This is a genomic window from Dictyobacter arantiisoli, assembly GCF_008326305.1.
GTDB classification, from domain to species: Bacteria; Chloroflexota; Ktedonobacteria; order Ktedonobacterales; family Ktedonobacteraceae; genus Dictyobacter; species Dictyobacter arantiisoli.
Genome location: NZ_BIXY01000081.1, coordinates 24763 through 33993, shown reverse-complemented (window position 1 = coordinate 33993; position 9231 = coordinate 24763). Strand labels below are relative to the sequence as shown.

The 9231-nt window shown below is 48.9% G+C and carries 10 protein-coding genes, 1 tRNA gene and 2 rRNA genes; 5 read left to right on the top strand and 8 right to left on the bottom strand.

Annotation, left to right across the window (positions count from 1 at the left end):
* Positions 1-208: ribosomal RNA gene (locus tag F1593_RS21520) — 23S ribosomal RNA — on the top strand; the annotation flags it as partial.
* 293 nt (positions 209-501) lie between these two features.
* Here the strand turns inward: F1593_RS21520 and rrf are convergent.
* The 3 genes from rrf to F1593_RS21505 all read right to left on the bottom strand — a co-directional run bounded on the left by rrf (position 502) and on the right by F1593_RS21505 (position 1547).
* Positions 502-618 (bottom strand): 5S ribosomal RNA (gene rrf / locus F1593_RS21515).
* A gap of 151 nt (positions 619-769) precedes the next feature.
* Positions 770-1063, bottom strand: coding sequence for an antibiotic biosynthesis monooxygenase family protein (locus tag F1593_RS21510; RefSeq protein WP_149403624.1), 294 nt, complete (start codon positions 1061-1063; stop codon positions 770-772).
* A 136-nt stretch (positions 1064-1199) separates the two neighbouring features.
* Positions 1200-1547, bottom strand: coding sequence for an antibiotic biosynthesis monooxygenase family protein (locus F1593_RS21505; protein WP_149403623.1), 348 nt, complete (start codon positions 1545-1547; stop codon positions 1200-1202).
* Positions 1548-1744: 197 nt separating this feature from the next.
* On the opposite strand from F1593_RS21505, the gene F1593_RS21500 reads away from it, so the two are divergent.
* Positions 1745-2269, top strand: coding sequence for a PadR family transcriptional regulator (locus tag F1593_RS21500; RefSeq protein WP_149403622.1), 525 nt, complete (start codon positions 1745-1747; stop codon positions 2267-2269).
* Between the two features lie 185 nt (positions 2270-2454).
* Here the strand turns inward: F1593_RS21500 and F1593_RS21495 are convergent, their stop codons facing one another.
* A complete protein-coding gene (locus F1593_RS21495; RefSeq protein WP_172632329.1) occupies positions 2455-3012 on the bottom strand; it encodes an HNH endonuclease in 558 nt (185 codons plus the stop codon).
* A gap of 161 nt (positions 3013-3173) precedes the next feature.
* On the opposite strand from F1593_RS21495, the gene F1593_RS21490 reads away from it, so the two are divergent.
* On the top strand, positions 3174-3422 hold the full coding sequence (locus tag F1593_RS21490; RefSeq protein WP_149403620.1) for a hypothetical protein: 249 nt from the start codon (positions 3174-3176) through the stop codon (positions 3420-3422).
* Positions 3423-3443: 21 nt separating this feature from the next.
* Here F1593_RS21490 and F1593_RS21485 read toward each other — a convergent pair.
* Positions 3444-3520 (bottom strand) — tRNA-Pro (locus F1593_RS21485).
* A 252-nt stretch (positions 3521-3772) separates the two neighbouring features.
* Positions 3773-5038 (bottom strand): NAD(P)/FAD-dependent oxidoreductase, encoded by a 1266-nt coding sequence (locus tag F1593_RS21480; RefSeq protein WP_149403619.1) that lies wholly within the window; start codon positions 5036-5038, stop codon positions 3773-3775.
* Positions 5039-5229: 191 nt separating this feature from the next.
* Here F1593_RS21480 and F1593_RS21475 point away from each other — a divergent pair, with 191 nt between their 5' ends.
* Entirely contained in the window at positions 5230-6081 is an 852-nt protein-coding gene (locus F1593_RS21475) for a putative RNA methyltransferase (RefSeq protein ID WP_149403618.1), read from the top strand.
* Positions 6082-6189: 108 nt separating this feature from the next.
* On the top strand, positions 6190-6846 hold the full coding sequence (locus F1593_RS21470; protein ID WP_149403617.1) for a hypothetical protein: 657 nt from the start codon (positions 6190-6192) through the stop codon (positions 6844-6846).
* A gap of 90 nt (positions 6847-6936) precedes the next feature.
* On the opposite strand, the gene F1593_RS21465 is transcribed toward F1593_RS21470, so the two are convergent.
* Both F1593_RS21465 and F1593_RS21460 read right to left on the bottom strand, forming a co-directional pair.
* Entirely contained in the window at positions 6937-7794 is an 858-nt protein-coding gene (locus F1593_RS21465) for a class I SAM-dependent methyltransferase (protein WP_149403616.1), read from the bottom strand.
* A gap of 148 nt (positions 7795-7942) precedes the next feature.
* Positions 7943-9214, bottom strand: a complete 1272-nt coding sequence (locus tag F1593_RS21460) for a M16 family metallopeptidase (RefSeq protein WP_149403615.1) — start codon at positions 9212-9214, stop codon at positions 7943-7945.
* Positions 9215-9231: the final 17 nt, after the last annotated feature.

The window sequence follows — 9231 nt, the reverse complement described above, 5'->3', positions numbered from 1 at the left end:
AGTTGGCCCGCCCGGGCCAGAGCTGGATAGCTATGTCGAGAAGGGATAAGCGCTGAAGGCATCTAAGCGCGAAGCCGCACCCAAGATAAGTTTTCCCATCTCTTCGTGAGATCAAGATCCCAGGCAGAACACCTGGTTGATAGACGGCACGTGCAAGCCTGGTAACAGGTGCAGCGAAGCCGCCCTAATGATCGTACGGCTTGTTTCCCACTCAGTATCTTCATCGTGGCTCTGCAATGGATGGCGCGTCGTCTGCTTCAACGAAGCTGACAGGAAAGCGCTCGGCAAAATTGAGGAAATGCACGTTTCAGTGGTTCAGACCCATACAAGTAGGCTTTATGCTCTCTGAGAGCATAAAGTCTTTTTTGTTGCCCTCTTCTGTAAGCAGTGATTGCCGCGCCTGCACTATACACTAAAAATCTTTGAGCAGTTCGGGTGCGAAGATTCATGCAATAAGGTGGATCAAAAATGGACAACAAAAAACACCCGTGTGGGCGGGTGAGATGGCGACTTCCTATTTTCCCACGCAGTTGCCCACGGAGTATCATCGGGGAGGAAGAGCTTAACTACCGTGTTCGGGATGGGAACGGGTGTACCCTCTTCGCTAATGTCACCAGCTCACCTGCACAGACAGGTGTTCTTGTATGTATACATATTACAATGTCTTTGCGCATTTGTCAACCTTTTTTTGAGCAAATTTTTCTTCTCACAGACAAATGGACAAAATGACCAGCTTCCCCTTATCTTTTTTTATCCTCTCATTGTGTTTCTAACCAAGTGTTTCTCCAGCGTAATAGGTAATATTGGCATGTGGCTGCATCTCTTCACTACTGGCCCCGCCATGATGCTTTCTGAAGGTTTCGCTGTTAACATAGTTATCGTAGGCCGCTCTGGACTCCCAATGCGAGACCGCCAGCATATATGATCCATCATCGCTGATCCAGGTCTCAAAGCTCTGGAATCCCTTAAATTGTTGGAGTGTGGGCATCGACTTACGGAATGCCATGATCATTTTCTGCTGCTGTTCTGCTGACATCTCCAGACGGTTTGTAACAATAAACATATTGCTCTCCTTTGATCACTATGCGTTTACCGGCTCCATCCCCCTGTCTTAATCATTCCTCTGGTATTAATACGAACTTTGATAGTTAATGATGGACGACCAGATAGAGCCAGGCTCTATCTGGTCGTGGTACTGCTTAGGAGAGCACTTCTGCTTCATAATAAGTGGCAGGAACAGGCTGCTGGCCATGAGCACCATGCTCGCCGTGTCCATGCCCACCGTGTTCACTATGTGCTGTCTGAGCGCTGTCACCAGCCTGGCCATGATGCTGTCCGAACAAGGGATTGGATTTATATTCCTCTAAGGCTGCTTTAGACTCCCAGCGTGAGATAGCGTTGATGGTGCCATCGGACTCGGTCCACAATTCCATTCCCAGAAATCCCTTGAATTGTTTCATTCCTGGAGTGGCATGACGGAAGCCTTTTGATATAGCCTCACGCTGCTCCGCGCTGGTGGTTGGGATTTTATTAACGGCTATCAACATAGCTTTTTCTCCTCATTGATAATTCAATCACACAATAGTCGATTCCGACTATTCATCTCTGGATATTGTAGTCTCTTTTGTTTAATTAGTCAATCTCGATTATAATGAGGGCGGATCTATCTATACAGCAGTCAGTACGCGAAGTAGTCGCGTAGTATGTATCATACTACAAATTATAGTCAGGGAAACATGAGAAAATGGATGAAAGAAGTTTATTGCTCCTGGGCATGCTGAAATCACAAAGCCAGCATGGTTATCAAATCAATGAATTCATTGAAAAAAATTTGAGTCGTATGGTTGATATGAAGCGCTCTACGGCTTATACGCTATTGGAGCGTCTCTGCGATCAAGGATATGTTGACGGGACGATGGAACAAGCTGGAAATCGTCCTCAGAAAAAAGTGTATACAATTACCCCGACGGGTGAGCAGAAGTTTTTTGAGCTTTTGCATGAATATTTGAAGCATGCCGGAGTGATCCAGTTTCCTTTTGATATTGGCTTGATGTTTCTGGACAGTTTACCCGATGAGGATGTGTCCCTCTGCCTCCAGGGGCACTTACAGGAGCTGGATCGGCAGATTGTGGGCTTTGAGCAGACACCCAGGCATGGTTTTGGCCGTGGCGTCGATCTGGCAGTTGAGCACCGCCTGATCATGTCGCGTGCGGAACGGGATTGGGTTGCTTCCATCTTACAGCGTTTTCAATCCCTCACTGACGAGTAAATACAACGCTATTTACGTTTCACTCTGGCAATAGATAGGGCGTGACTATCTACCGGTACATAGATGGGCTATTTCTTTACCTTGCTATCGCGAGCTTTATCTTGCCCGCTTATCAGCATTCGCCACGCCCTGAATAAGCACTTTGTGAATAGAAAAATGAATACAGGATATCGACGCTATTGCTATCAGGCACTTATACTATGACTGGGATTGGCCGATTTCAGTCCCATCGCACTCATCAAAAATTGTTCATAGGCCTCGCGGAGCTTGGGATAGCGGAGCAGGAAAAAGCCCGCGTATTCTTGCGTCAGCGCTCGTGGCTGGCGTAAGAGATGCATATTTACCTCTTTTAAGAGACGATTGCCTTTTTTTCCATTGCAATGTTTACAGCATGCTACCAGGTTCTCCCAGGTGCTTTGCCCGCCGCGAGATCGTGGCAGAATATGGTCGAGCGTCAGATCGCGGCTACGTTTGCCACAATATTGACATGTTTCATCGTCGCGCAACAGGATATTGGTGCGGGTCGGCTGTAACGCGACGCGTGGAACACGGACATTGGCCAGCAACTGGACGATGACCGGACGTTCCGACTCAAGACGGCGTAATTGAATGCTCTCTTCGATCAATTCGCGTACCTGCTCATCTACAAATGTCACTTTTTGTTTGGACAATAATACGATGAGACGACGCTCGGGTATGACCGAGAGTGGCTGTAATGAGGAATTCAACACAAGAACAGGCATGAATGGCTTTCCTTCCTCTCTGTCAGAGCCGATGAGTGACATACAGACAGTGAGAACCAATCAGAGGCACGTCAGAGAGCGTGGAGCTCCTTGCCTTGCGCTCCTTAGTTGCTACTACTGCCTGTGACGACTATGTGGATAGAGATGGGGAGATACATTGCATGTCCAGGAGAATGAGGCACCGCATATTTGCTCCTACTTGCCATCGCTGGCCTACACCTGACCGCGTGCGCGTTGGCATGCAGTTGTATCAGTGGACAGTCATTGATGCTGGCTGTCGCGTAGATCTGATATCCCTGCATTTCTGTAGTCTCCTTGATTGTGCCTGGAAAAAAAATTATGGCACATACTTCTCGTCGCTACGCACTACTGATCCTATTGGATTTGTGATGCTCCTGACTCCCTTTTAAAGGGAGAAGTATGTGCCATCCTGGTCGGGGTGAGAGGACTTGAACCTCCGACCTCAGCGTCCCGAACGCTGCGCGCTAGCCGACTGCGCTACACCCCGATGACATTCATGCAATAAACTCGCCAAACTTATCCATGAGCTGAGTCTACGCTTGATTGACTTACGTGCAGATTACTCGTATGTCACGAGCTTTTACTCTGCTCATCACTAGTATAGCACATGTCTCAAACTTTTTACAAGTCCTTGTAGCGCCATTTTGCAGCTTTTTTGTAAATATTTTCTAGAAAGGGCATTTTTGCTATTCCCAACTTTAGGGGTGAGATAAAATTGGGCATAACGCGTTAGAACCCTCTATGCGAGAATCTGTTTGACGAGGGTGTCTGCCAGTTCTAATGAGTAGTTTTGTCCACGGTCATGGGGATAAATCTGGAACATGTTGGCGAGCCAGAGATTGGGCAATGGTGGATGGAGCGGCGGAATATGTTGCCGATAATCGGTTGTGACAATCGGCTGGGCGTAGGGTGCTGAAAAGACCCAGCTCTCGCTGATCCACTCCGGCTGAAACGTGGGCACCAGTTTTTTGAGTGCCGGTATAAACTCTGTAATCAACTCTTCCTTGCTTTGCTTGAAGATTGGATCATCCATGGGACGGTAGTTGCCCAGATAGACGAGATGCCGACCACCATATTCAGCGGCCGAGCGGAAGTTTGTGTGCTCAAAAATGCCGGTGAAAGGAAAACCTGTATCGCAAATATTGATCCAGTAGCTATCTGTTAGCTGGCGATCCAGAGCTAAAATCAGACAATGGGCCCCATAAGCCTGCCCCCAGTCATATTTCTGGCGATACGCTTCTGGCAACTCAGGAATCAAGCGCATGCTCAGACGGGTAGGAAGGGTTGAAATGATGCGTTCAAACTTCCAGCTCCCCTGGTTCGTGGTAACCTGCCAGCCGCCCTGCGCATCCTGTTCAACCTTCTCGACGCTGGTCTTGAGCAGCAGCTTGCCGCCGCCCTGCGTAATTAATTCGACCAGACGATCATACACCAGCTGGAAGCCACCGCGTAGATAGCCGAGCTGCGATGTACGATCATGGATACGGGCCCAGAACCAGGGCAAGGCGATTTGATCATAGAGCTTACCGTATTTACCCACAAAGAGCTGCTTGAAAATCATTTGATAGGCATGTTTCCCCATCCAGCGCTCCAGCCAGGGATCGGCTGTTTTGCCTTCGAGCCAGTCAGGATTCGCTATTTTGAGAAAGGCCATCACCGCGCCCAGGCGTAGGCGCTCATAGACAGTCAGAGGAGAAAACTTGAGTAGCGAAATAGGATCATCCAGTTGATGGTTCTCGCCTCCCACCAGGCTGACGGTACGAGGATGTTGCCATTCCAGCCGCTCACTCAATCCCAGCTCTTCAATCACACTGATAACCATTTTGTCGGAGCGAAAAATATGGTGATAAAACTTCTCCAGCCAGATATCATCAATTTTAAAGCCTGAGGCCAGCCCGCCTGCCATTTCCTCCCGCTCAAAGATCATCACTGAGTGACCAGCCTGCGTTAATCGATATGCGGCCATTAATCCCAGGGCACCACCGCCAAGTACCGCGTATTCCATACTTCTTTTCCTCGTTACGTTTTTTTTTTTTATCTCGCAGCGATCTGTTGCACCAGTTCACATTATCCATAGAATGAGATACTATTCATTTAAATAGTATTCTGTTGTTATTCTAACATACCTGTTTACATTTGCGTTGTAGATAAGATTATTTGCACAGTCACACCGTATCGGTGGTGGAAGGGAATTCTATGTATTCAACCCTTGTCGGAGAACTCTTATGCTGTCCTATCTGTCAGTTGCCCCTTGAGGAACAAAGTGGCACCTTACGCTGTGAACGTTCCCATAGCTTTGATCTGGCTCGTGAGGGCTATGTTAATGTCCTGCGTAAAAAGGTGTTGGGCGATACCAAAGAGATGTTGCAGGCCCGGCGTGCCTTCTTCGATAAAGGCTACTATCAGCCTGTCTCAGACGCCTTAAATGCCTTGCTGATTGCGCACCTACCACAGCGGCGCACGACCCCTATCCATCTCCTCGATGCTGGCTGTGGTGAAGGCTATTATAGTGGGCGCTTATATGAGCAACTCTACGCTACGGGCGAGCAGGTAATCAACCTGGGTATTGATATCTCTAAGGATGCAGTACGTATGGCCGCAAAGCGCTATCCCGCATCCTTCTTCCTGGCGGCCGACCTCAAAGAGGCGCTGCCAGTGCGCGACAGTATCTTAGACTGCATGCTCAATATCTTTGCGCCCCGTAATATACCTGAATATGCCCGTGTGCTTATCCCAGATGGATTATTCCTGGTGGTTATCCCTGGTCCCAATCATATTCAGCAACTGCGTGAAGAACTCCATCTTTTACAGATTGAAGAGAATAAGCAACAGCACGTCATTGAGCAGTGTGGCACTCACTTTGATCTCATCGATACCCATCCCTTAACCTATGATCTCGCCTTGCAGCATTCTGAAATTGTCCAGATTGTCACCATGACCCCCAACTTCTGGCATCTCACAGACGAACAGCGAGCCCTGATGGCAGCTATGACTGCCTTAACGATCACTGTCGATGTTATCTATCTGCTCTTTCGCCGCAAACCCTGATACTGCGCAGGAATTTCTCTTTCAGGTAGCTATGCATCCAGAGTATCGCCGTAATGAGTATACATAATGAAGGTTTAATGCACTTTGCGCATGATTGAAAGGATACTCATGATGTTGAATTCCGATGCTCTTCTGGATCAAGCTTTGCGTGGCCCAATTCCTGAGGATTGGCGTGTGTTTCCTGGCCAGGGGAAGCCGCTCTGGCTGGCCGCGTTGTCCGCCTTGATTACTCTGATTGTGCTCTGTATTATCGAGTTAGGATTGCTGATCAGTCTGGGGCCTCTGAGTATACTTGGTTGGCTGGTTGAATCCAATCCCGGCGTCCCATCTGGACCTCAGGGGACGCCGCATCCAGTAGATTACCATCATCTGATACCATTAGTGCAAAATCTGAGTCTCTCCTTTTGGATTGTACCGGTCGTTGTCGCACTGCTGGTGATGGTGGTTGGATATCGACGCGGCCTGGCTTTTCGACATTCTTTGATGCTTTTAACGCCGGATGGTGTGGTACAGTGTCATAACTATCTCGCGGACCCCAGAGATCTCAAAGTGCTCGATTTTTCTCAGGCACGCAATCTGGTTCTGCAATTGAGTCCCAACGATGGTTCCAGCCGAGCACGTATCTGGCTGGATGTAGAGCGCAATGAGGGACATGTGGAACAGTGGCCGGTTGATACACGCTACGGTTCGGTCGAGAAGATCATTCAGGGGATTATTGAGTATCATGCTCTCTATGTCGCGCGTGACGAACAGCAGGCTATTTAGTCCTGCTGTTCTGGCCTCACTCTTTTACGCTGCGCTTGAATGTTTACCGTTGTGCTCCACTCGACAGCTAGCAGCCTGTACTCTTGAGCATTATTTATACGCCACGACGCCGAAGGCTTCAGGTCGGCGCACGACACGTTTAAAGCCAGCCTCTTGCAGCCGTTTCAGGGCTCCGCGCGTGACGGTACCGCTGGATTTGCTATTCAAATCGCCAATGTAATGGAAGAGTCGACCGCCGCGCTTCAATATGCGATAGAGTTCTTGATAGAAGACGCCTGAGTACAGTTCGCCTGCCAGACTGAAGACAGGCGGATCATGGATGATGCTGGAGAAGCTTTCATCTTCGAAGCTGGGAACCAGTTCGTAGGCATCGCCCATTAATTGAGTGATGTGGGGATTATTGAAGAGGTCACGTGACCAGGGATTCTGATGGGCGATATATTGTGCCCCCGGGTCCAGTTCAATCGTGACCACTTCTAGCGCGTTTCTGGCGGCCTCAATGGCAGTATAGCCTAATCCTGTAGCTGTATCCAATACACGTCCCGTGATAGGCGTAATGGTAGCGATCTTTTTGTGTGTATCCTGCATGGGGTCGATATCGACGATGCGGTGCATGGTGAAGCCTGCAATCAACATACTGGGTGTACGTCTGGTTGGTAAGAGGCTACACATCCTGTTGGTCGCTTCAGAAAAGAATTGGATCGGACGTATCGTGTCATCCTCAAGTAAAAAACAGTTTACGTCTGAGCGCTTGATCTTCTCGATCTGTTGCCAGCTCAGTTGTTCTCCTTTTTCAAATGAGATGCCTTGCTCCGAGAGTGCCACTGATACAGTTGTGAGTCCCAGATCGGGAGAAATATCCACTGCACTGAGTGTCTGTTTGTGAGCTTTTAATAACTCGTCCGCCTGCACATAGGAGAGCACGATAGGATCAACAGGATATGGCATAAGGCCTGAACTCCCAACACATAAAAGTATCCATCTTTCAAATATCTATAACTCATTATAAAGGTGATCGCGATAGCCGCAAGCCTGACTTGCGTGCTATCGCGACCGTATCTATCTTATCAGTGCTCTACACCATGTCTCTGTACTGTCAGGCGAACAACTCGGCCTCGCTTAGCGGTCCCAGGGCCGTGATAATCTGTTTCTCACGCAGTGGGAAGCGTTTCAGGGCGCGCATGACATCCTCTGTGGTGATCTTTTCAACGCGCTCAATCTCCTCTTCTACGCTGATCAGGCGACCCTCTGTGACCCAGTCTGCCGCCAATGAACGCATCCTTGAAAAGGTCGATTCGCTACTCAGTACGATACTGCTGATCCATTTATCCTTGGCGCGTTGCAACTCATCCTCATAGACACCATCGTTCAGCAAGCTCTCTAATTCTTCATTGAGCAGCTTGAGCACACGTGGTGCATTCTCCGGGGTTGAATTGGCCTCCATCATCATGATGCCGGTTCCTTCCATCGCCCAGACACCGGCGCTGGCGGATTCTGCCAGACCGCGCTGATAGATGTTCCAGTAGAGGCGGGAGCCGTCGCTATCGCCCAGGATGCTTCCACCCAGGCTGGCTGCGTAGTAGTCAGGATCTTTTATATCGACGGTCGGCATGGCGATAATCATGATTTGCTGCTTTAAGTTTTTATCAATCATGATATTGTGGCTGGATTGAGGGGGTTCGTAGTGGATGACATCGCGACCACTATCGCCAGTGCGCCAGTTGTTGCAATGTTTCTCAGCCAGATCAACAATATGATCCCAATCGAATTTACCCGCAACGGCGAGGATCAAGTTATTGGCGGCATAGCGGCGTTTCCAATAATCACGCATCTGCTCAATGCGCATATTGCGAATGCTCTCACGTGTGCCCAGCACATCGTGCCCCAGAGGATGATCCTTGAAGTAGTCCTGCATCATCCTGCGGTAGGTCAGATTATATGGCTGATCTTCCGAGCGAGCGATCTCGTTGACAATGACTTCTTTCTCCGTTGTAAAATCGCTCTCGTCCAAACGTGGATACATCATATCACTGAGAAGCTCAAAAGCTCGATCTAAATACTCGCTGAGAACACGGGCATAAAAAACGGTTGCTTCTTGAGAGGTATAGGCATTGAGCTCAGCTCCAATTTTATTAAAGGAGAGGGTGATTTCTTGCCAGTCAAGCGACTGCGTACCTTTAAAAACCATGTGTTCCAGGAAGTGCGAGACGCCTGCAATACCTGGATCGTACTCGTCGCGTGAGCCTGTCCGTACATAATAAGATACCGCCACCGATTCAAAATCAGGCATCGGTTGACCAACAATCTGTAGACCGTTACTGAGCGTGTGGGTATGAAACACAGTTCCGTTCGCTGTGATTTCTGACATAACTTGCTCCTCCAGTG